This is a genomic window from Burkholderia sp. BCC1985, from assembly GCF_905339915.1.
In the GTDB taxonomy this organism is placed as follows: domain Bacteria; phylum Pseudomonadota; class Gammaproteobacteria; order Burkholderiales; family Burkholderiaceae; genus Burkholderia.
This window is the reverse complement of the sequence record NZ_CAJPGY010000011.1, coordinates 46,350-66,071: the sequence shown is the minus strand read 5'-3', so window position 1 is coordinate 66,071 and position 19,722 is coordinate 46,350. Positions and strand designations below refer to the sequence as shown.

Genomic DNA, 19,722 nt, shown 5'->3' with positions numbered 1-19,722 from the left:
CAGTCAAACCCTATGAGTCGGCTATAAATATTAATTGGTTGCAATTTCCGGATCGACGCTAAGGTGTCGGGCATTCCCGTCCGCGAACGGACCGTCACGTCTCAGGAGAGGAATCACCGTGGTCATCGAAGCCATCGTCACCCGTCTCGACGCCGCATTCGCGCAGATCGAAGCGACACCGGATTCGCACGAATCGCGCAACCAGCGCGATGCGATCATCCAGTGGCTCGACAGCGCGTCGGAGCAAGGATATCGACTCGGTCTCGTCACGACGCTGCCGGCCGCCCGGCTCAGCGACATGTTCGAAGGCCAGTTCGGCCGCGCGAACCTCGATCGCTTCTCGGTCGTCGTGACCGACGCAAATCAGCAGGACTCCGTAGCAAATCAGCATCCGTTCGACGTCGCGCTGCAAGCGCTGGGCGTGCCGCCCGAGCGCGCGGTGGCCGTCGCGAGCAGCGAACCGGAACGCCGCGAAGCCGAGACGTTCGGCCTGTCGCGTTGCGTGCGCATCACCGACACGATGCGCTCGATCGCATCGGCAGGCGTGCACTGAGCCGAGCACCGCATACGGGCCGGCTCGCGCCGGCCGGTCGCGATCCGGCGCGATGCCGACGATTGCCCGACCGAATCCCGACATTCCGCCGTCAAGGCGGCCTGCAACACTTCCCGGCTCGACCGATCCTGCCCGGCGACCAGATGTCGGCGATGGCCGCGAACATGCGATGGGACGTGTATCGCAATGGCTCGCGGCTCATCGTGAAGATGATGCTTGTACAACGAGCGCGAGATGGAATTCCAGGCGGCGTGCGACGGCGCGAAGATCGCCGCGGGCAGTCGCTTCTACGACTACGCGGTACGCGGAATTGAAGCGCCGTTACGGGTATCCGTGACGCGCCGTCAGTCCACCGGGTAATCGAGATCGTGCCAGCGCTTGGCCGATTTCCCGCCGGAGCCGAGGTGACCGCCGGGGAAGCGCATCACGGCGATCGCGTGCAGCGCTTTCGTGTCGAGCGCGGGGTCGCCGCAACTGCGCCTGACCTTGAGATCGCGGACGCGCCCCTGCTCGTCGAGCCAGACCCGCACGATCACGCGCCTTCTCGACGCGGGAGTCTGCACACCGCGTGACAACAGGCGATCCATCAGCGACATGAAGTTCTCCCCGATCGTCGAATGCTACGGTTATCGCCGCGTGCATCGATGAACGACGCACGCCGGTGTGCGCGCCGCGTCAATGCCGGGCGGCTGTGCTCATGTGTGCCGCCGCGGCCTTCGGCTTCGCGGCGACATGCGCCTTCGGCTCGGCGCCGGCCGCATGTTGCACCTTGCCGGTCTTCGCAGGGGCCGCGTGTGCGTTCAGCGCAGGTTTCGCGCCGGCATGCGCCGCGACCGGCGCCTTCGACTGCGACTGTGATTGCGAACGAACGGTTTGCCGCCCCGGCTTCACGGCCGCCGCGCTGCTCGCCGTCACGGGCGGATGCTTGACCTGCTGCGCGTACGCGTTGACGTCGTGATCGCTCATCCACGACTCCGTGTAGGCCGCCGACGCGGGATGAGCCAGGTTGAGATACGCGACCGATGCGACGAGAAAGGCACGAACATGCGTGCGACGATTGAATGCGGTAATGACGAATGCTCCTTTGCGAACTGGCTCGACGCCCTGTATCGGCGCCGTCGTGGCGGCACGATAAATGAGCGCATTCCGCACCGCAAGCGTCTGCCGGAGATCCAAACGATTCTTGACGTTTGAACGATCGATCCGGTGCGGGCGAGCTCGAACCGGCGCGGCAGCCGCGCGGTCGCTTCGGCATGCACATGTCGTCGCGCACGGGGCCGGAACGCTGAAAGCCAATCGCCCCCGACGACGCCGAACTAGGATTCGCCGACGGTGTCGAACGTGCATCGCCGGAGAGTCACATGAAACGCGCCACCCCGTTCGCCCTCCTGATCCTGCTCGCCGCCGCCAGCTTGCCGGCACTCGCCGGCAGCGCCGCGTCGCCGGTCCCGCAGCAAGCGAAAAACTGCGTACCGTCCTCCACGTCCGCCGGCACGGCGCCCGGCTCCCGCGCCGCATCAAAAGCGCCGCCGATTCGCGTGTGCGTCGGCGACTCCGACACGCAGCTGAACCTGCCGTGGTTCCTGACCGACGTCCTCACCGCCGTGGACACGCATCAATCTCCCCGCGACCTGCTCCACAAGATGCGCGACGATTTCTGAAGCGCTGCTGTCGCCGATGCACGCGCTGGAACAGCCCGCAGCACGCGGGCTGGACCTCGTTCAAGGCGCGCCGATGCCTGGATCGCCGGAGATGACGCGCGATGCAAATATTTCCCCGCAAGCATCAATTAAGAAATTACGCGATTTTTGAATATCAATATTTCGTAATCGAGGGCTGCACGCCTTATACTTGCCGCGCACCATCCTCGTGCCAAGAGAAGGTGTCTTCTGTCCCGGCCGCTCACCGATGCGGCCGGTTTTTTTTCGTGTGCGATACCGATATACATGCGTGGTCGGGGTATGTTACGGAGAAGCGCCTCGAATCCAGCGCCCCGCCGCGATGCCGCTTCGTGCGTTTCGCGAGCGTAGAATCGCTTTGCGTCCCGATATCGGCGCGAGCCGCGGTGCCCCGGCCAGGCACGGCGAACGCATCGCGTCTAACCATCGACCGGTTCGATCTGCATTCTCATGCGTACAACAACAAGTACGACCCGAGGACCTGCCGCGCCCGCACTGCCCCCGAAGCCCGCATTCCAGCGCAGCGGCACGTGGCCGCACGTCGTTTTCCCGTTTGCCCTGATCGTCTGCATCCTCGTGTTCGTGGTCGCGCTCGTCGTTGCCGGGCGCCTGGCGCGCGACGCGATCGCGCAGCACGAACGCGTCGTCGCGAACGACATCGTGATATCGGTCGACCGCATTCTCGACGGGATTCGCTCGCGGCACCCGGCCGAGCTGGACGCGCTGGTCGGGCGACCCTGCATGACGATCTTCAGGACGCTCGCCGAAGTAGGCACTCACCTGCGCTATCTTCGGGCCGTCGGGCTGGCGAACGACGGTCGCGTCACATGCTCGTCGGCACTGGGCGCGATCGACGTCCCGCTCGCCGCATACATTCGCGCGCCCGAGCCGGGGATGACGGCCATCACGCTGCTTCGGCAAACGCCGTTTCAGCATCGCGTTCCGGTGCTGGCGGCGTTTCGTGCGACCGCGCCCGAATCCGGCGTCCTCTATGTGGTCGAAGGCGACTATCTGGCGGACATGCTCGCGCACGGCACCCGCTTCGGTGCGGAAACGGCCACGCTGTCGATCGAAGGCGCCGGAAGCATCGATCAGCGTGGCGCGTTCGTGCCGCCGTTCGGCGCGGCGCCGCCCACTGGCAGCACGATCGCGTCGAGCGCCTGGCCGTTCACGGTCTCCGTCACCTCGTCGGAACCCTACGTTTCGCAGGTGCAGCGGCGCTACGGACTGATCTGCGTGACGATCGCGCTGCTGGTCAACGGCCTCGTCGCGGCCGCATACCTGCTCGCGATGGCGCCGCGCCGGCTGTTGCTGAAGGCCGTTCGCAATGCGCTGAAGCGCAACGAGTTTCATGTCGTCTATCAGACTATCGTCGATGTCGAAACGCGCAGGACCGTCGGCGTCGAGGCACTGCTGCGCTGGCAGCATCCGAAATGGGGGCCCATCAGTCCGGCGGTGTTCGTCCCGCAGGTGGAATCGAGCACGATCCTGCCGAAGGTGACCGAATTCGTGCTGCGCACGGCCATCTCGGAACTGTCCGCGCTCGCGCCGTCGATGCCTCTGCATGTCGCGATCAACGTCGCGCCGAAGGATCTCGAACGCGCGCGCTTCGTGTCCGTCGTCGAAGACGCGATCCGCCGGCTTCCGCCGGGCTGCACGCTGGTGCTCGAAGTCACCGAGCGCATCCTGCTCGAGAAGAATCCGCGCACCACCGAGATGTTCGCCACGCTGCGCGCGAAAGGCGCGAAGTTCGCGATCGACGACTTCGGCACGCATCACAGCAACCTCGACATGCTGTCGCGCTTTCCATTCGACTACGTGAAGATCGATCGACAGTTCATCTCTCGGCTGACGACGGGCAACGCGAAACTGATCGAAGGGATCGCCGCCGTCGCGCACCACTACGGCCTGAAGATCATTGCCGAGGGCGTGGAGACGGAGGAGCAGCATCGCGCGCTGCATGCGGTCGGGATTCAGTATGCGCAGGGCTATCTGTACCAGCGACCGCAGCGACCGGAAGACCTGAAACGGGAATTCGCGCCGATGCCGGCCTAGCGCCTGCGCTGCGGCAACGCTGCCGCAGCTGACGGACGACGCGCTCGCGCGCTCGACAGACGAATGCGTACCGCCCGAACGTCATCCGGCCTGCGCGCGACGCCGATTGCTTCACTCGGTCGATGCAACGCGCACCACGTGGCGGATCCGGCGCCGCGTCCTGCCACCCGATGCCAGCGGCGCCGCTTCGGCGGGAACCGCGCGAGAAGCGCTAAAATCCGCCGCCTGGGCATCCACGACGAGCAAGTGTTTTGACTGCGTTCGAGCAGGGTTTCATCCTCACCCGCCACTGGCGGGACACCGCGTCCGGCATCGAGATCGAGTTCTGGCTGGCAACCGAACACGGTCCGCGCCGCGTGCGGCTGCGCCCGCAGGAAGCCGTCGCGTTCGTGCCGGCCGAGCAGCGGGCGCTCGCCGAACGCACGCTGGCCGGCGAGCGCGATGCCGAACTGCGCCCGCTCGCGCTGCGCGACTTCCGCCAGCGCGCGGTGGCCGGCCTCTACTGCCGCCGCTACCGCCATTTGTCCGGACTCCAGAAACGCCTCGCCGCGGCCGGCGTCGACGTCTACGAAGCCGACGTGCAGCCGCCCGACCGCTATACGATGGAGCGCTTCATCACGGCGCCCGTGCAGTTTCGCGGCACGGCCGGCCGCGACGGCACGCTGACCGACGGCGAACTGAAGCCCGCGACCGGCTATCGTCCCGCGCTGCGCTGCGTATCGCTCGACATCGAGACGAGCGTCCACGGCGAGCTGTATTCGATCGCGCTCGAAGGCTGCGGGCAGCGGCAGGTCTACATGCTCGGCCCGCCGAACGGCGACGCGCGCGCCGCGGGCTTCAAGCTCGACTACTGCGACAGCCGGCCCGACATGCTTGCGCGGCTCAACGACTGGTTCGACGAACACGATCCCGATGCGGTGATCGGCTGGAACCTCGTGCAGTTCGACCTGCGCATCCTGCATGCACACGCGGAGCAATACGGCGTGCCGCTGAAGCTCGGGCGCGGCGGCAGCGTGCTCGAGTGGCGCGCGCACGGGCAGCAGCCCGACCATTTCTTCGCGGGCGCGGCCGGCCGCCTGATCCTCGACGGCATCGACATGCTGAAATCGGCGACGTGGACGTTCCCGTCGTTCAGCCTCGAATACGTATCGCAGTCGCTGCTCGGCGAAGGCAAGTCGATCGACAATCCGTATCAGCGGATGGACGAGATCCAGCGCCGCTTCGATCACGACAAGCCCGCGCTCGCGCACTACAACCTGAAGGACTGCGAACTCGTCACGCGCATCTTCGACAAGGCCGACCTGCTGTCCTTCGCGCTCGAACGCGCGACCGTCACGGGCCTCGCGGCCGATCGCACCGGCGGCTCGGTCGCCGCGTTCACGCACCTGTACCTGCCGCGCATGCACCGGCTCGGCTACGTCGCGCCGAACCTCGGCGACGTGACCGGCCAGAACAGCCCCGGCGGCTTCGTGATGGATTCGCGACCCGGCCTGTACGACTCGGTGCTCGTGTTCGACTACAAGAGCCTTTATCCGTCGATCATCCGCACGTTCCTGATCGATCCGGCCGGGCTGATCGAAGGGCTCGCGCATCCGGGCGACGACACGTCGGTGCCCGGCTTTCTCGGCGCGCGCTTCTCGCGCACCGCGCATTGCCTGCCCGACATCGTGCGGCGCGTGTCGGAAGGCCGCGACGAAGCGAAACGCCAGCGCAACGCGCCGTTGTCGCAGGCGCTGAAGATCATCATGAATTCGTTCTACGGCGTGCTCGGCTCGACGGGCTGCCGGTTCTTCGATCCGCGCCTCGCGTCGTCGATCACGATGCGCGGCCACGAGATCATGCACCGCACGCGCGAGCTGATCGAGGCGCAGGGTTACGAAGTCATCTACGGCGATACCGATTCGACCTTCGTGTGGCTCGGGCGCGAACACGACGACGACGCGGCCGGCGCGAAGGGCCGCGCGCTCGTCGAGCACGTGAACCGCTGGTGGCAGGCGCACCTGCGCGATCGCTTCGGGCTCGAAAGCGCGCTCGAACTGCAGTACGAGCGGCATTACCGGCGCTTCCTGATGCCGACCGTGCGCGGCGCGGAAGAAGGCAGCAAGAAGCGCTATGCGGGCCTCGCGCGCGCGGCGGACGGCGGCGAGGACCTCGTGTTCAAGGGGCTCGAAACGGTGCGCACCGACTGGACGCCGCTCGCGCAGGCATTCCAGCGCGAACTCTACCGGCGGGTGTTCAAGCGCGAGCCGTACCAGGATTTCATTCGCGACTACGTGCGGCGCACGCTCGCCGGCGAATACGACGCGCAACTGATCTATCGCAAGCGCGTGCGCCGGCCGTTGAGCGAATATCAGCGCAACGTGCCGCCGCACGTGCGCGCCGCGCGGATCGCCGACGAATTCAACCAGGCGCGCGGCCGGCCGCTGCAGTATCAGCGCGGCGGCTGGATCAGCTACGTGATGACGACGGCCGGCCCCGAACCGCTCGAAACGATGCGCTCGCCGATCGACTACGCGTTCTACGTGAGCCGCCAGCTGCAGCCGGTCGCCGATGCGATCCTGCCGTTCCTGCGCGACGATTTCGAACGCGTGATTTCCGGGCAGGGGCAATTGTTCTGAGTAACCGTCTAGCGATGCGCGGCGAGCGCGGCTGCCCGCGCCGACCGTCTCGCCACCGGACCCGGCGATGCCGGCTAAAATACCGGCCTGCCGCGCCTCCCGCCGCGGCCGGAGGACCTTCATCATGACCGCACGTCGCGGTGCCGCGGTCGCCATCGCGCCCGGTCACGAGACAGCCAGCCTGTCCAAAGCCCAGCAAACCTTCAATACGCTCGTCAAGCACATCGAAAAGCGGCGCGAGCGTCTGGGCGCATGGGAAGCCGTCACGCCGGCCTTCCAGAAGAAATTCGTCGACGGACTGTTGCCGCTCGAACAGGAAGCGACCGCGCTGCGGATCAGGCTGATCCATCTGCTCGACGACGCGTTCCTGCAGAAGGGCCTGAGCAAGGCCGAGCAGCGCATGCTGTCCGACCTGATCGCCGACATGGCGCGCGACTTGCTGAACGTCAGCGACGACGCGGCGCTGAAGGTCATTTACAACCGCCATCGCGCATCCGACGACGCCGGCAGCGCCGTGGCCGATCCCGAGCCGATGAAGCGGGAGCCGAAGCCGATGCCCGCCACGGAACCGGCCGACGACCTCGACACGCTGTCACCCGACGAGCTCGCCGAGCGGATGCAGGCCGAACTCGACGCCCAGTTCGAGCGAGACATGGCCGCTCACGCGGCCCGCGAGGCCCAGCGCGCGAAGCGCAAGAAGGCGCCGAAGCAGTCGGCCGCGCAGGCGAAGCGCGAGGCCGAGCAGGCCGAATCGAGCAAGTCGATCCGCGAGATCTATCGCAAGCTGGCCAGCGCGCTGCATCCCGATCGCGAAACCGATCCGCAGGAACAGCAGCACAAGACCGTGCTGATGCAGCGGGTCAACCACGCGTATGCAAAAGGCAATCTGCTGCAACTGCTCGAACTGCAGCTGGAGATCGAACAGATCGACCGACGCGCGATCGACGGCCTGAGCGAAGCACGGCTCACGCGCTACAACGGCATCCTGGAGGAACAGCTGCGCGAGCTCGATCAGGAGATCCGGCACGTCGAGAACGATTTCCGGCGTACTTACGGCATCGCGTCGTCCGTCAAGATCGCGCCCGATACCGTGATCCGCATGCTCGCGCGCGACATCGCCGGCATGCAGCGCGGCAATCAGGACCTGACCATCGCGCTGCGCGAGTTCGAGGATCCGGACTACGTCAGGGACTGGTTGAAGGACATGAAACGCCGGCCGGTATCGTCGCGCTTCGACGACGATTCGTTTTGAGCGAAGCCGGCGCGGGACGGCGCGCGGCGCGCACGCGTCATCACATCACGGCGACTCGCCGATCCCGCCCATCAGCATCATCAGCTGCTCGCGCAGCCACTGGCTGCCCTGATCCTGATCGGCGCTGCGATGCCAGTAGCAGAAATATTCGAGCCCCGGCATCTCGAACGGCAGTTCGAGAATCCGCGCGGGGTAGCGCTGCAGCAGCCGCAGCGGCGCCGTCAGCGCGAGGTCGCCGCGCATCGCGATCAGCGGCGCGACCATGTAGTGCTGCACGCGCATCTGGATGTTGCGGCGCAGCCCGAGCCGCGTCAGTTCGGCATCGACGTGCCCGCTGCCCTTGCGGCGGCTCGACACGTGGATGTGCCCCATCGACAGGTAGTCGTCCAGGGTCAGCGTGTCGCCCTTGAACGGGTGGTCGTCGCGGATCATGCACGCGTAGCGGTCACGCACGAGCAGCGCCTGGTGCAGGTGCGGGTCGCCGATCAGCGGCGCGTCGATCGCGATGTCGACGGAACCGTTCGCGAGCGCGGTCGCCACTTCGCGGCGGTCCATCGTGTAGCTGCGCACGTGCATGCCGGGCGCATGCGTCTGCAGCAGTTCGCCGAGCGCGGGCAGCAGCAGCGCTTCGGTCAGGTCGCTCATGCTCAACCGGAACACGCGCTCGGACGAAGCGGGGTCGAACACGTCGCCTTCGTGCGCGCTCGAATCGAGCAGCTGCAGCGCCTCGCGCACGCGGCCGACGATGTTCTCGGCCAGCGGCGTCGGCATCATCCCGGCCGGCGTGCTGACGAACAGCGGATCGTTCAGCGTCTTGCGCAGCCGCGCCAGCGCGTTGCTGACGGCCGGCTGCGTGAGGTTCAGCACCTCGGCCGCGCGCGTCAGGTTGCGCTTGTTGTAGATCGCCTCGAATACGACGAACAGGTTCAGATCAATCTTCGAAAGGCGCATCGCCGGATCTCCTTGCCGGCATCTTAATACGGCGTGCGTCTCCCGTTCGCCCACGTCGCTGGCTCGCGCGGTGCGCCGCTCAGCCGCGCGGCGGCCGCGTCAGGTACGGTTCGGTCGAGCCGCGCACGGCGTCCTTGATCTCCATGCGCGCGATCGCCTGCAGGTGCACCTCGTCCGGACCGTCGGCGAAGCGCAGCGCGCGGCCCCAGGTCCACAGGTCGGCGAGCGGCGTGTCGGGGCTCAGGCCCGCCGCGCCGAACACCTGCATCGCGCGGTCGCACACGTTCGTGTAGACGGTCGGCACGAGCGCCTTGATCATCGAGATTTCCTTGCGCGCCGCCTTCGCGCCGACCTTGTCGATCATCCACGCGGCCTTCAGCACCAGGAGGCGCGCCTGGTCGATCTCGATGCGCGAACGCGCGATCCATTCGCCGATCGTGCCGTGCCGGTTCAGCGGCTTGCCGAACGCCTCGCGCGACTGCGCGCGGTCGATCATCAGTTCCAGCGCGAGCTCGGCCGCGCCGATCGAACGCATGCAGTGGTGGATGCGGCCCGGCCCGAGGCGCGCCTGCGCGAGCGCGAAGCCGCTGCCTTCCTCGCCGAGCAGGTTGCGCGCCGGCACGCGCACGTTGTCGAACGTGATCTCGCAGTGCCCTTCGGGCGCGTAGTGATTGACCACCGTGATGTTGCGCACGATCGTCACGCCCGGCGTGTCGCGCGGCACGAGGATCATGCTCTGCTGCTGGTGCGACTCCGCTTCGGGATCGGTCTTGCCCATCACGATGAAGATCTTGCAGTTCGGGTGCGCGGCGTTCGTGATGAACCACTTGCGGCCGTTGATCACGTACTCGTCGCCCACGCGCTCGATGCGTGTCGTGATGTTGGTCGCGTCCGACGATGCGACGTCGGGCTCCGTCATCGCGAACGCCGAACGGATCTCGCCGCGCAAGAGCGGCAGCAGCCACTGTTCGCGCTGCTCGGGCGTCGCGAACATGTGCAGCAGTTCCATGTTGCCGGTGTCCGGCGCGTTGCAGTTGAACACCTCCGACGCCCAGCTCACGCGCCCCATGATCTCGGCGAGCGGCGCGTATTCGAGGTTCGTCAGGGCCGTGCCGGGCTCGTCGGCCTTCAGGTGCGGCAGGAACAGGTTCCACAGGCCTTCGGCCTTCGCGCGCTCCTTCAGCGCCTCCATGAACGACACGGGATACTGCCCCGCATGCACTTCTTCGTTCCACTGACGAATGCGCGGCACGATGTGCGCGTCGATGAACGCGCGCACGCGTTCGCGCAGTTCTTCCACTTTCGGGGTGTAGCCAAAGTCCATGATCGACTCCTCGAGATTCCGGTTTCCGTTCGTTCGGTTCAGAAGGCCGAGACACCGCCGTCGACGGCGACGGCCTGCCCGGTCAGATAGGTGTTTTCCTTCGCGCACAGCGTGAGCATCGTCGCGACGATTTCCTCGGGGCGGCCGAGCCGCTTCATCGGCGAGCCCTGCGCGAGAAAGTCCTGGCGCCCGCCGAGGTCGCTGTCGGTGACCATCGGCGTCGCGCTGTAGAACGGGCACACCGCGTTCACGCGAATGCCGTGGCGCGCGTATTCAAGCGCGGCCGTCTTGGTGAGCCCGACCACCGCGTGTTTCGACGCCGCATAGGCGGCCAGCTTCGGCGCGCCGCCGAGCCCGGCCATCGACGCGACGTTCAGGATCACGCCTTCGCGCTGCGCGAGCATCTGGCGAATCTGGTGCTTCATCGCGAAGAACACGCCCTTCGCGTTCACCGCGAAGCTCAGGTCGAGATCGGCTTCGTCGGTATCGATCAGCGCCTTCATCGGCGGGGCGATGCCGGCATTGTTGATGCCGACGTCGAGCCGTTCGAAGCCCGCGACCGCCGCCTGGACCAGCAACGCGACGTCGGCTTCGACGCGCACGTCGCAGCGCTGCGCGATCACGTCGGCGCCGGCTGCGCGCAGCCCCGCGGCCACACGTTCGAGCGCCGCTTCGTTCAGGTCGCCGAGCGCGAGCCGCGCGCCCATCGCGGCCAGCTCGCTCGCGAGCAGCGCACCGAAGCCGCTCGCGGCGCCGGTGATCATCACGCTCTGCCCGGCATAGCTGTCGATTTTCATCGCGCGCTCAGATCGTCAGGCCGCCGTCGACGACGATGCATTCGCCGTTCGTGTAGCTCGCCGCATCGGACACGAGATACAGCACCGTGCCGGCCATCTCGCGCGGCTCCGCGTGGCGGCGCAGCGGGATCTTCGTCATCCAGGTTTCGTAGATGTCCTTGTCGGCGAACAGCGCGCCCGCGAACTTCGTCTTGGTGAGGCCCGGCAGCAGCGCGTTCACGCGGATGCCGAACGGCCCGCACTCCTTCGCGAACGCCTTCGTCATGTTGACGACCGCGGCCTTCGTGATCGAGTAGATGCCTTGCCGGTCGCCCGGCTGCAGCGCATTCACCGACGCGGTGTTGACGATCGCGCCGCCGCCCTGCGCCTTCATCAGCTTGCCGGCCTCGACCGACATGAAGAAGTAGCCGCGGATGTTCACGTCGACGGTCTTTTCGTACGCGGCGAGATCGGTGTCGAGGATGTGCCCGAAATACGGATTCGCCGCCGCGTTGTTCACGAGGATGTCGAGCCGGCCGTGCTTGCCGCGGATCGTCTCGAACGTCGCGGCGATGTCCTCCAGCCGCCCGACGTGGCACGCCAGCGCTTCGGCGCGGCCGCCCGCCGCGACGATTTCGTCCGCCACCGCCTGGCAGTCGTCGAGCTTGCGGCTCGACACGATCACGTGCGCGCCCTGCTGCGCGAGCAGCTTCGCGATTTCCTCGCCGATGCCGCGGCTCGCGCCCGTCACCAGCGCGATCTTGCCCGTCAGGTCGAACAGATTCGTTGCCATGTTGCTGTGCTCCTCCATTGATGTGTTGTCGTGCCGCCGCGCGGCGCTTCCGTCGCGGTCAGCGCTGCGCGCCGATCACGTCGACGGCCATCTCGGCCAGCCGGCCGGCCATCGCGCCGACGCGCAGCGCCTGCTCGCTCGACGCGTTGCCCTGCAGCGCGCGCGCCTTCACGCCCTGCGCGATCGCCGCGAGCCGGAAGAAACTGAACGCGAGATAGAAATGCCAGTCGCGGATCGGCTCGATGCCGCGCAACTCGCAATAGCGCGCGACGATCGCCGCTTCGTCAGGAATGCCGAGTTCCGCGCGATCCTGGCCCGCGAGCCCGCGCACCTGGCCGCCCGACGGCAGCCGCAGGCACATGCAGAAATACGCGAGATCGGCGAGCGGGTTGCCGAGCGTCGACAGTTCCCAGTCGAGCACGGCCTGCACGCGATAGCCGTCGCGCGCGAACATCAGGTTGTCGATCCGCAAATCGCCGTGCACCAGCGCGGGCCGGCCGGTGTCCGCCGGGCACGCCTTCGGCAGCCAGTCGATCAGCGTCTCCATCGCGTCGAGGCGCTCGGTTTCCGCCGCGCGATACTGCTTCGTCCAGACGCCGATCTGGCGCTCGAAGTAGTTGCCGGGGCGGCCGTAGTCGGCAAGGCCCACCGCGTCGACGTCCACGTCGTGCAGCGCGGCCATCGTGCGCAGCAGCGCGTCGTAGCAGGTCGCGCGCTCGGCCTTCGGCAGCTCCGGCAGCGCCGGATCCCAGAAGATCCGGCCGTCCTCGAAGCTCATCACGTAGAACAGGCTGCCGATCACGTCGCGGTCTTCGCAGAGGTGATACGGATGCGCGACCGGCACCGCGGTGCCCGACAGCGCACTCAGCACGCGGAATTCGCGGTCGACCGCATGCGCGGATTTCAGCAACTCGCCGGGCGGCTGGCGGCGCAGCACGTAGCGGCCGCTCTTCGCGTGCAGCAGGAAGGTCGGGTTCGACTGGCCGCCGGCAAACTTCTCCATGTCGAGCGGGCCTTCGAAACCCGGCACGTGCGCTTCCAGATAGCGCGTGAGGCGGGCTACGTCGAGGGGCTGGGAAGGATTCGTCATCGTCGCGATCGTTCGTGGGGTCAGCCGTAGGTGCGCCACGTGTGCCGTTCGGGATCCTCGAGATGCGGGATGCCGTTGAACGACGCGAGGTGGAACGCTTCGGCGTTGAAGAAAAACTGCGAAAGACTGCTGTTGCGGATCTGCAGGTTCAGCGCGATCGCGCTCGACGGCGGTGCGGCGAGCACCTGCTGCACGGTCACCGCGATCGGGCCGCCGGAGCTCACCGCGAGCACGCGCTGGCTGCCGCCGCCGCGGATCGCAGCGCGCGCGTCGGCGACGCGCTGCTGGAAATGCGCCCAGGTTTCGGGGGCGGTGTCGCCGAGCCTGTCGTCGGCCCACAGGTGCAGCACCTGCCGCAGCGCGCGAAAGTGCTCCTTCATCGAGCCGGCTGCGAGCCGCGCGATCTCCGGATAGTCGTTCGCCGCCGCCGCGAACAGCCCGTGGAAGTCGTATTCGTTCAGGCCGGGATGGCGGTCGACCGCCACGCCGTCGCGGCCCATTCCGCGCAGGATCGCGGCGACCGTCTGCGCATGCCGGTTCATCGTGCCGCAGATCACGCGGTCGAACGTCAGGCCCTGCCGCGCGAAGTATTCGCCGAGCCAGACGCCCTGCTGCTCGCCCGCGGCGGACAGCCGGTCGTAGTCGTCCGTGCCGAACGACGCCTGTCCGTGCCGTACCAGAAAGAGTTCAGCCATTGCCTGTTCCGCCTGAATGAAACCGAAGGATCAGCATAGCGACCGGGTCCGCATTTTTGAAATTTATTTTCTGAATCGGACGCTATTCATCCCATGAATTTCCGGTATCCAAACAGTGCGCTTTCGCCGGGTTGCGCCGACGGCCGTGCACTGCGGCACGGGAATTGCGCCAGCAGGCACCGTCATGTCGAACAAATTCAGGAGGGGCGCGATGCTCGGTACAATCCTTATCATCGTTCTGATTCTGCTGCTGATCGGGGCATTTCCAGCGTGGCCGCACAGCCGAAGCTGGGGCTACTGGCCATCGGGCTCTCTCGGGCTGATCGTCGTCGTCGTCGTGATACTCGTGCTGCTGGGCCACATCTGAGTGTGACGACGCGTGCCGGTTCAACAGGCACGCGTCGTTCGGTCCGCGCGCCGTGGCTTCTTTACAAACGCCTGCGATGAACGCCAAGCCGGCAATGGCGAGCCGATAGATCGCTGGGCCGCCTGCTTGGTACGCGCCTTCACGAGCGCGCGCGGCGGCCGGACGGCACCAGCCATTCGCGCTTCGCGCCGTAATACCCGGCGATTCCGAGGAACAGCGTCATCACACCAATCACGATGAGCGCGCTGAACGGCGCGTCGAGCATCACGCACACGAACTCGAGCACGAACGCGGCAACCAGCGGCATCAGCAGCAGCCGGAACGAATAGCCGTCGCGGCCGTGCCCCTGGATCCACCATTTCACCGGCTGGAGTTGCCAGACGCGGTTGTCCCGGTGGCGTGAAAGTCGTTGTTCCATGTCCGTCCATTCCCGACTGTGCGATTGCGCCGCGTCACTGCATCATGACGGCACCGGCGTCGAAACACGTTCGACCCATGCCGTGCGTCGTGTCCGTGCGCGGCCGTCCCGCATCATGCCGCAACCGTTCGTGGAAAACCCGCACGGCGCCCCGAGCCGGCACCCGCACGCGGCGAAACCGAACACCGCAGGTTATCAATTGATCGAAAAGATTCAGTAGACGATGCCTCCTCCGGCGCGCGATGCTGGCCCGGCCAGTGAACGCGGCGTCATTGCAACGACGCGCACGAGAATGGAGTGAGACACATGCCGACCGATCACCGTCAACGACGCCACACGCTGTGGCTGCTGTGCGCGCTTTCGTTCATCCTCTACGTCGACCGCGTGAACCTCGCGACCGCGGCCGGCGCGATCAAGGCCGAACTCGGGCTGTCGAACACCGAACTCGGCATCGCGTTCTCCGCGTTCGCGTATTCGTACGCGATCTGCCAGATCTTCGGCGGCTGGATCGCCGACCGCTTCGGCGCCCGCATCACGCTGATCGGCTGCGGGCTGATCTGGGTCGCGTCGACCTTCATGACCGGGCTTGTGCACAGCCTCGCGCTGCTGTTCGCCGCGCGCCTGCTGCTCGGGATCGGCGAAGGCGCGACGCTGCCCGCGCAGGCCCGCGCGATCACGCACTGGTTCACGCGCGAACGGCGCGGCGTCGTGCAGGGCTTCACGCATTCGTTCTCGCGGCTCGGCAACGCGGTCACGCCGCCGATCGTCGCCGCGCTGATGACGTGGCTGTCGTGGCGCGCGGCGTTCTTCGTGATCGGCGCGGTGACGCTGGTGTGGCTCGTGTGGTGGATCGTCGGCTTTCGCGAGTATCCGGTCGGCGACGGCGGCGACGGCGACAGCCGTACGCGCGCCGCTGCCGCCGCCCGGCCGGCACCGGGTCCGACGCCGTGGGGCCCGCTGTTCCGCCGGATGGCGCCGACGATCTTCGTGTACTTCTGCTACGGCTGGACCGCCTGGCTGTTCTTCACGTGGCTGCCGACGTTCTTCCTGAACGGCAAGGGCCTCGACCTGAAGTCCACCGCGCTGTTCGCGTCCGGCGTGTTCTTCGCGGGCGTCGTCGGCGACACGCTCGGCGGCTGGCTGTGCGACCGCATCTACCGCAAGACCGGCAACCTCGCGCTGTCGCGCCAGAGCGTGATCGTCGCGAGCTTCACCGGCGCGCTCGCCTGCATGCTGCCGCTCGCGTTCGTGCATTCGACGGCCGGCATCGCGCTGTGCCTGTCCGGGTCGTTCCTGTGCCTCGAACTGACGATCGGGCCGATCTGGGCCGTGCCGAGCGACATCGCGCCGACGCACGCGGGCATCGCGAGCGGGATGATGAATGCGGGTTCCGCAATCGCGGGGATCCTGTCGCCGATCCTGTTCGGCTATCTCGTCGACCACACCGGAAGCTGGACGGTGCCGTTCGTCGGGTCGGTCGCGATGCTCGTGATCGGCATCGTCGCCGCGCTGCGGATCCGGCCGGATCGCGCGTTGTCGGCATCGACGCCGTCGCTCGCCGAAGCGCCGGCCGCGCCGTCGGCACGCTGAAGCGGGGTGGCGGCGGTGCGCCGCGCGGTATTTGGCTTGGTCCGGCTCGGCGTGGATTGTCCCGACCTGCCCTGATCGCCGTCATCACGCACCGCGAGCGAAGCTCGCCGGTGCGTGACGCCGCAACGTAGCCGCCCCGCCTTCCATCAATCGCCCGCGCCCTGGCCGCCTTCCCGATGGAACAGCGCCAGAAACTGCTGCGCCGGAATGCTCAGCGGCCGATCACGCCGCACGAGGCTGCCATACGACGGCAGCTTCTGGTCGAGTTCGTAATCGAGGATCGCAACCAGCCCGTGCTCCGCGTTGCGCTGCGCGACGGTCAACGGAATCACGCCGAGCATCCGCGAACGGTCGACGAGGTTCATCGTCGTCAGGATCGACCCCGTTTCGACGAGCCCGCGCGGCATCGGCTGGTGACGCGCGCGGAACTCGCGCTCGACCACCTCGCGCGCCGGACTGCCGGCCGGCTGCAGGATCCACGTGTAGTCGAGCAGCGCGTCGAATTCGACCGGCCCCGCGCCCGCGAGCGGATGGTCGCGGCCCGCGATGATCGCGAGCGCCTCGTCGTCCACCACGCGGAAGTCGCAATCGGTGCCGACGTTGCGGCCGATCACCACCTCGAGCACGCCCTCGCGCAACTGCGGCATCAGCCGGTCGCTGGTATCGACCGCGATGTCGATCGCCAGCAGCGGATAGCGCGCCTTCAGCTGCACCAGCGCCTCGGTGAGCCGCCCCGGCGACGCCGCCATGATGCTGCCGATCGCGAGCCGCCCCGCGCTGCCGAGCTGCAGCTCGCCGAGCTCGCGATTGAGCGCCTCCATGCTGCCGCGAATCCCGCGGAAATAGCCGAGCACGCGCTCGCCGGCCGGGTTCAGCACGAGCCCGCGCCCGACGCGATCGAAGAGGCGCTGGCCGAGCGCGCTTTCCAGTTCGGCCAGCATCTTCGTCGCGGCCGGCTGCGTGAGGCCGAGCTGCCCGGCGGCCGCGCGCAGCGTCGAGCATTCATCCACCGCGAGCAGCAGCGCGATCTGCCGCATCCGCAGCCGGTTCAGTAATTGGGGAGTCGAGTCTCGTCGATCGATCGAGCCCATTTCGATTACTCCAGGTTATCGATTCATCAAGAGTTTTCAATTTACCGACTCATTCCGTCTACCTAGCATGAACCCCATACACCAACGGCCACACGCCGCCACCGGAGACACCGCATGAACATGCAACCGCCCGCCGCCCGCCACGGAGACGCCGCATGACGACCGCCGCCGCCGTGCCCGCCGCTGCACTGCCCGCCGCTTCACTGCCCGTCGTCGCGCTGACCCTCGGCGACCCCGCCGGCATCGGCGCCGAACTGATCGCGAAACTGCTCGCGCGGCCCGACGCGACGTCCCGCGCGAACCTCGTGCTGATCGGCGACCGCTGGCTGTGGGAAGCCGGCCAGCGCGTCGCCGGCGTGACGGTCGACGTCGAACCCGTCGCATCGCTCGCCGCCGTGCGCGGCCGGCCGTCCACCGCGCGCGCCGCGTTCGTCGCGCTCGACACGATCGATCGCGCGCAGGTCACCGTCGGCCAGCCCGGCGCGGCCGGCGGCCGCTCGACGCTGACCGTGCTCGACCGGTGCCTCGACGCCGCGCTCGCCGGCGACATCGACGCGATCTGCTTCGCGCCGCTGAACAAGTACGCGATGAAGCTCGGCGGGCTCCGGCACGACGACGAGCTGCACCACTTCGCCGCCGCGCTCGGCGTGACCGGCTACTTCTGCGAATTCAACACGCTCGGCGAGCTGTGGACCGCGCGCATCTCGTCGCATATTCCGCTGAAGGATGCGGCGGCCCAGCTGAGCATCGAGCGAATCGAACAGGCATCCGAACTGATCTACCGGTCGCTGCTCGCGAACGGCGTCGCGGCGCCGAAGGTCGCGATCGCCGCGTTCAACCCGCACGGCGGCGACGGCGGCAGCTGCGGCCGCGAGGAAGTCGACATCATCGAGCCGGCCGTGCGCAAGCTGCAGTCGCGCGACTGGCCGACCGACGCGCCGTTCCACGGCCCGTTCCCCGCCGACACGATCTTCCTGAAGGCGCAGGCCGGCGACTACCAGGCGATCGTCACGATGTACCACGACCAGGGGCAGATCGCGATCAAGCTGCTCGGCTTCTCGCGCGGCGTGACCGTGCAGGGCGGGCTGCCCGTGCCGATCACGACGCCCGCGCACGGCACCGCGTACGACATCGCGGGCCGCGGCACGGCGGACGTCGGCGCGACCTGGCAGGCGCTGCAGATCGCCTGCCGCATGGGCGCCGCGCGCCGCACCCGCACCGTTTCGGCGTGACGCTCGCGCGCCAGCCGCACACGACACACACACGACAACATCGATTCCAGGAGACACCAACATGAAGATCCGCTCCGTGCGCACCCGCGTATTCCAGTGGAAAGGCAAGACCGTTCCGCCGCAGGGCAACTTCTGCTCGAACGCGATGGACCTGCTGTACGCGCCGCAGGAAACCATGAGCACGTTCCGCTTCCATGCGTGGACGGTCGTGGAAGTCGAGACCGACGACGGCATCGTCGGCCTCGGCAACGTCGCGCTCGCGCCGCACGTCGCGAAGGCGATCATCGACCAGTACCTCGCGCCGCTCGTGATCGGCCAGGACCCGTGGGACTACGAGTACCTGAACCAGCGGATGTACCGCGCGACCCACGCATGGGGCCGCAAGGGCATCGGCATGGCGGCAATCTCGGCGGTCGACATCGCGATCTGGGACATCCTCGGCAAGAGCGTCGGCAAGCCGGTGTTCAAGCTGCTCGGCGGCCGCACCAAGGAGCGGATCCCCTGCTACTACTCGAAGCTCTACCGCACCGACCTGAAGGCGATGCAGGAGGAAGCGCAGCAATACCTGAAGGAAGGCTTCCGCGCGTTCAAGATGCGCTTCGGCTACGGGCCCGCGCACGGCCAGCAGGGCGTGGTGGAGAACCTGAAGTCGGTCGCGGCGATCCGCGAGGTGATCGGCTACGACAACGACCTGATGCTCGAGTGCTACATGGGCTGGAACCTCGAGTATGCGAAGCGCATCCTGCCGAAGCTCGAGAAGTACCAGCCGCGCTGGCTCGAGGAACCGGTGATCGCCGACGACATCGACGGCTACGCGGAGCTGAACCGGCTGACGAGCATTCCAATCTCGGGCGGCGAGCACGAGTTCTCGCTGTACGGCTTCAAGCAGCTGCTCGACCGCAAGGCCGTGTCGGTCGTGCAGTACGACACGAACCGCGTCGGCGGGATCACGATGGCGCACAAGATCAACGCGCTGTGCGAGGCGTACAGCGTGCCGGTGATTCCGCATGCGGGCCAGATGCACAACTATCACCTGACGATGAGCACGCTCGCGTCGCCGATGAGCGAGTACTTCCCGATGTTCGACGTGGAAGTCGGCAACGAGCTGTTCTATTACATCTTCGATGGCGAGCCGGTGGCCGAGAACGGCTTCCTGCAGCTGCGCGACGACGTCCCGGGCCTCGGTCTCACGCTGAAGACCGAGTTCCTCGACCAGTTCGACATCGTCGAGTGAGGCC

General features: G+C 67.2%; 21 protein-coding genes and 1 pseudogene. 12 read left to right on the top strand and 10 right to left on the bottom strand.

All coding sequences use genetic code 11. The features are described from left to right. Positions 1–118 precede the first annotated feature (118 nt). Together U4Z31_RS13525 and U4Z31_RS13520 are read left to right on the top strand one after the other, a co-directional pair. The gene (locus U4Z31_RS13525) at positions 119–553 is read left to right on the top strand and encodes a hypothetical protein (protein ID WP_044845476.1); all 435 of its coding nucleotides are present in this window, start codon (positions 119–121) and stop codon (positions 551–553) included. Between the two features lie 149 nt (positions 554–702). Then, positions 703–890, top strand: a pseudogene (locus U4Z31_RS13520) (histidine-type phosphatase); the annotation flags it as partial. Between the two features lie 7 nt (positions 891–897). Here U4Z31_RS13520 and U4Z31_RS13515 read toward each other — a convergent pair. Next, positions 898–1,149: an energy transducer TonB gene (locus tag U4Z31_RS13515; RefSeq protein ID WP_124487111.1), complete on the bottom strand. Its 252-nt coding sequence runs from the start codon at positions 1,147–1,149 to the stop codon at positions 898–900. 79 nt (positions 1,150–1,228) lie between these two features. Next, positions 1,229–1,519, bottom strand: coding sequence for a transcriptional regulator (locus U4Z31_RS13510; protein WP_321810584.1), 291 nt, complete (start codon positions 1,517–1,519; stop codon positions 1,229–1,231). Positions 1,520–1,549: 30 nt separating this feature from the next. Between U4Z31_RS13510 and U4Z31_RS13505 the strand changes: the two genes are divergently transcribed. From U4Z31_RS13505 to U4Z31_RS13485, 5 genes are all read left to right on the top strand, one after another. Beyond that, positions 1,550–1,747 carry a hypothetical protein gene (locus tag U4Z31_RS13505; RefSeq protein WP_124667408.1) on the top strand — a complete coding sequence of 66 codons (198 nt, stop codon included), beginning with the start codon at positions 1,550–1,552 and terminating at the stop codon, positions 1,745–1,747. Positions 1,748–1,914: 167 nt separating this feature from the next. Beyond that, entirely contained in the window at positions 1,915–2,214 is a 300-nt protein-coding gene (locus U4Z31_RS13500; protein ID WP_321796093.1) for a hypothetical protein, read from the top strand. A 468-nt stretch (positions 2,215–2,682) separates the two neighbouring features. After that, entirely contained in the window at positions 2,683–4,287 is a 1,605-nt protein-coding gene (locus U4Z31_RS13495) for an EAL domain-containing protein (protein ID WP_321810583.1), read from the top strand. A 251-nt stretch (positions 4,288–4,538) separates the two neighbouring features. Then, positions 4,539–6,905 (top strand): DNA polymerase II, encoded by a 2,367-nt coding sequence (locus U4Z31_RS13490; RefSeq protein ID WP_321810582.1) that lies wholly within the window; start codon positions 4,539–4,541, stop codon positions 6,903–6,905. Between the two features lie 124 nt (positions 6,906–7,029). After that, the gene (locus U4Z31_RS13485; protein WP_321810581.1) at positions 7,030–8,157 is read left to right on the top strand and encodes a molecular chaperone DnaJ; all 1,128 of its coding nucleotides are present in this window, start codon (positions 7,030–7,032) and stop codon (positions 8,155–8,157) included. Positions 8,158–8,202: 45 nt separating this feature from the next. On the opposite strand, the gene U4Z31_RS13480 is transcribed toward U4Z31_RS13485, so the two are convergent. The 6 genes from U4Z31_RS13480 to U4Z31_RS13455 all read right to left on the bottom strand — a co-directional run bounded on the left by U4Z31_RS13480 (position 8,203) and on the right by U4Z31_RS13455 (position 13,786). Next, the gene (locus U4Z31_RS13480; protein WP_321810580.1) at positions 8,203–9,108 is read right to left on the bottom strand and encodes a LysR family transcriptional regulator; all 906 of its coding nucleotides are present in this window, start codon (positions 9,106–9,108) and stop codon (positions 8,203–8,205) included. 79 nt (positions 9,109–9,187) lie between these two features. Further along, positions 9,188–10,432: an acyl-CoA dehydrogenase family protein gene (locus U4Z31_RS13475; protein ID WP_321810579.1), complete on the bottom strand. Its 1,245-nt coding sequence runs from the start codon at positions 10,430–10,432 to the stop codon at positions 9,188–9,190. Between the two features lie 38 nt (positions 10,433–10,470). After that, on the bottom strand, positions 10,471–11,229 hold the full coding sequence (locus tag U4Z31_RS13470; protein ID WP_321810578.1) for a glucose 1-dehydrogenase: 759 nt from the start codon (positions 11,227–11,229) through the stop codon (positions 10,471–10,473). Positions 11,230–11,236: 7 nt separating this feature from the next. Continuing rightward, on the bottom strand, positions 11,237–12,001 hold the full coding sequence (locus U4Z31_RS13465; protein ID WP_044848813.1) for an SDR family oxidoreductase: 765 nt from the start codon (positions 11,999–12,001) through the stop codon (positions 11,237–11,239). 58 nt (positions 12,002–12,059) lie between these two features. Continuing rightward, positions 12,060–13,091: a phosphotransferase gene (locus U4Z31_RS13460; protein ID WP_321810577.1), complete on the bottom strand. Its 1,032-nt coding sequence runs from the start codon at positions 13,089–13,091 to the stop codon at positions 12,060–12,062. 20 nt (positions 13,092–13,111) lie between these two features. Then, positions 13,112–13,786 (bottom strand): histidine phosphatase family protein, encoded by a 675-nt coding sequence (locus U4Z31_RS13455; RefSeq protein WP_124667412.1) that lies wholly within the window; start codon positions 13,784–13,786, stop codon positions 13,112–13,114. Positions 13,787–13,997: 211 nt separating this feature from the next. Between U4Z31_RS13455 and U4Z31_RS13450 the strand changes: the two genes are divergently transcribed. Further along, positions 13,998–14,153 (top strand): DUF3309 family protein, encoded by a 156-nt coding sequence (locus U4Z31_RS13450; protein ID WP_124520972.1) that lies wholly within the window; start codon positions 13,998–14,000, stop codon positions 14,151–14,153. A gap of 139 nt (positions 14,154–14,292) precedes the next feature. On the opposite strand, the gene U4Z31_RS13445 is transcribed toward U4Z31_RS13450, so the two are convergent. After that, on the bottom strand, positions 14,293–14,571 hold the full coding sequence (locus tag U4Z31_RS13445) for a hypothetical protein (RefSeq protein WP_321810576.1): 279 nt from the start codon (positions 14,569–14,571) through the stop codon (positions 14,293–14,295). Between U4Z31_RS13445 and U4Z31_RS13440 the strand changes: the two genes are divergently transcribed. Then, positions 14,570–14,791 carry a hypothetical protein gene (locus tag U4Z31_RS13440; RefSeq protein WP_321810575.1) on the top strand — a complete coding sequence of 74 codons (222 nt, stop codon included), beginning with the start codon at positions 14,570–14,572 and terminating at the stop codon, positions 14,789–14,791. The genes U4Z31_RS13445 and U4Z31_RS13440 overlap by 2 nt on opposite strands. An 86-nt stretch (positions 14,792–14,877) precedes the next feature. After that, on the top strand, positions 14,878–16,161 hold the full coding sequence (locus U4Z31_RS13435; protein WP_321810574.1) for an MFS transporter: 1,284 nt from the start codon (positions 14,878–14,880) through the stop codon (positions 16,159–16,161). A 146-nt stretch (positions 16,162–16,307) separates the two neighbouring features. Here U4Z31_RS13435 and U4Z31_RS13430 read toward each other — a convergent pair whose 3' ends face one another. Next, the gene (locus U4Z31_RS13430) at positions 16,308–17,252 is read right to left on the bottom strand and encodes a LysR family transcriptional regulator (protein ID WP_321796073.1); all 945 of its coding nucleotides are present in this window, start codon (positions 17,250–17,252) and stop codon (positions 16,308–16,310) included. A 155-nt stretch (positions 17,253–17,407) separates the two neighbouring features. On the opposite strand from U4Z31_RS13430, the gene U4Z31_RS13425 reads away from it, so the two are divergent. Beyond that, complete coding sequence (locus U4Z31_RS13425) at positions 17,408–18,484, top strand: 4-hydroxythreonine-4-phosphate dehydrogenase PdxA (RefSeq protein ID WP_321810573.1); 1,077 nt, start codon at positions 17,408–17,410, stop codon at positions 18,482–18,484. Between the two features lie 61 nt (positions 18,485–18,545). Next, a complete protein-coding gene (locus tag U4Z31_RS13420; RefSeq protein WP_321810572.1) occupies positions 18,546–19,718 on the top strand; it encodes an L-rhamnonate dehydratase in 1,173 nt (390 codons plus the stop codon). Positions 19,719–19,722 lie beyond the last annotated feature (4 nt).

What these genes read in the sequence shown, in the direction of transcription:
- U4Z31_RS13485 (WP_321810581.1), top strand. Translation starts at nt 7,030, where the DNA reads ATGACCGCACGTCGCGGTGCCGCGGTCGCCATCGCGCCCGGTCACGAG.
- U4Z31_RS13465 (WP_044848813.1), bottom strand. Translation starts at nt 12,001, where the DNA reads ATGGCAACGAATCTGTTCGACCTGACGGGCAAGATCGCGCTGGTGACG.
- U4Z31_RS13505 (WP_124667408.1), top strand. Translation starts at nt 1,550, where the DNA reads ATGAGCCAGGTTGAGATACGCGACCGATGCGACGAGAAAGGCACGAAC.
- U4Z31_RS13500 (WP_321796093.1), top strand. Translation starts at nt 1,915, where the DNA reads ATGAAACGCGCCACCCCGTTCGCCCTCCTGATCCTGCTCGCCGCCGCC.
- U4Z31_RS13435 (WP_321810574.1), top strand. Translation starts at nt 14,878, where the DNA reads ATGCCGACCGATCACCGTCAACGACGCCACACGCTGTGGCTGCTGTGC.
- U4Z31_RS13480 (WP_321810580.1), bottom strand. Translation starts at nt 9,108, where the DNA reads ATGCGCCTTTCGAAGATTGATCTGAACCTGTTCGTCGTATTCGAGGCG.
- U4Z31_RS13445 (WP_321810576.1), bottom strand. Translation starts at nt 14,571, where the DNA reads ATGGAACAACGACTTTCACGCCACCGGGACAACCGCGTCTGGCAACTC.
- U4Z31_RS13470 (WP_321810578.1), bottom strand. Translation starts at nt 11,229, where the DNA reads ATGAAAATCGACAGCTATGCCGGGCAGAGCGTGATGATCACCGGCGCC.
- U4Z31_RS13420 (WP_321810572.1), top strand. Translation starts at nt 18,546, where the DNA reads ATGAAGATCCGCTCCGTGCGCACCCGCGTATTCCAGTGGAAAGGCAAG.
- U4Z31_RS13440 (WP_321810575.1), top strand. Translation starts at nt 14,570, where the DNA reads ATGTCCGTCCATTCCCGACTGTGCGATTGCGCCGCGTCACTGCATCAT.
- U4Z31_RS13430 (WP_321796073.1), bottom strand. Translation starts at nt 17,252, where the DNA reads ATGGGCTCGATCGATCGACGAGACTCGACTCCCCAATTACTGAACCGG.
- U4Z31_RS13475 (WP_321810579.1), bottom strand. Translation starts at nt 10,432, where the DNA reads ATGGACTTTGGCTACACCCCGAAAGTGGAAGAACTGCGCGAACGCGTG.
- U4Z31_RS13455 (WP_124667412.1), bottom strand. Translation starts at nt 13,786, where the DNA reads ATGGCTGAACTCTTTCTGGTACGGCACGGACAGGCGTCGTTCGGCACG.
- U4Z31_RS13425 (WP_321810573.1), top strand. Translation starts at nt 17,408, where the DNA reads ATGACGACCGCCGCCGCCGTGCCCGCCGCTGCACTGCCCGCCGCTTCA.
- U4Z31_RS13510 (WP_321810584.1), bottom strand. Translation starts at nt 1,519, where the DNA reads ATGAGCGATCACGACGTCAACGCGTACGCGCAGCAGGTCAAGCATCCG.
- U4Z31_RS13495 (WP_321810583.1), top strand. Translation starts at nt 2,683, where the DNA reads ATGCGTACAACAACAAGTACGACCCGAGGACCTGCCGCGCCCGCACTG.
- U4Z31_RS13515 (WP_124487111.1), bottom strand. Translation starts at nt 1,149, where the DNA reads ATGTCGCTGATGGATCGCCTGTTGTCACGCGGTGTGCAGACTCCCGCG.
- U4Z31_RS13450 (WP_124520972.1), top strand. Translation starts at nt 13,998, where the DNA reads ATGCTCGGTACAATCCTTATCATCGTTCTGATTCTGCTGCTGATCGGG.
- U4Z31_RS13460 (WP_321810577.1), bottom strand. Translation starts at nt 13,091, where the DNA reads ATGACGAATCCTTCCCAGCCCCTCGACGTAGCCCGCCTCACGCGCTAT.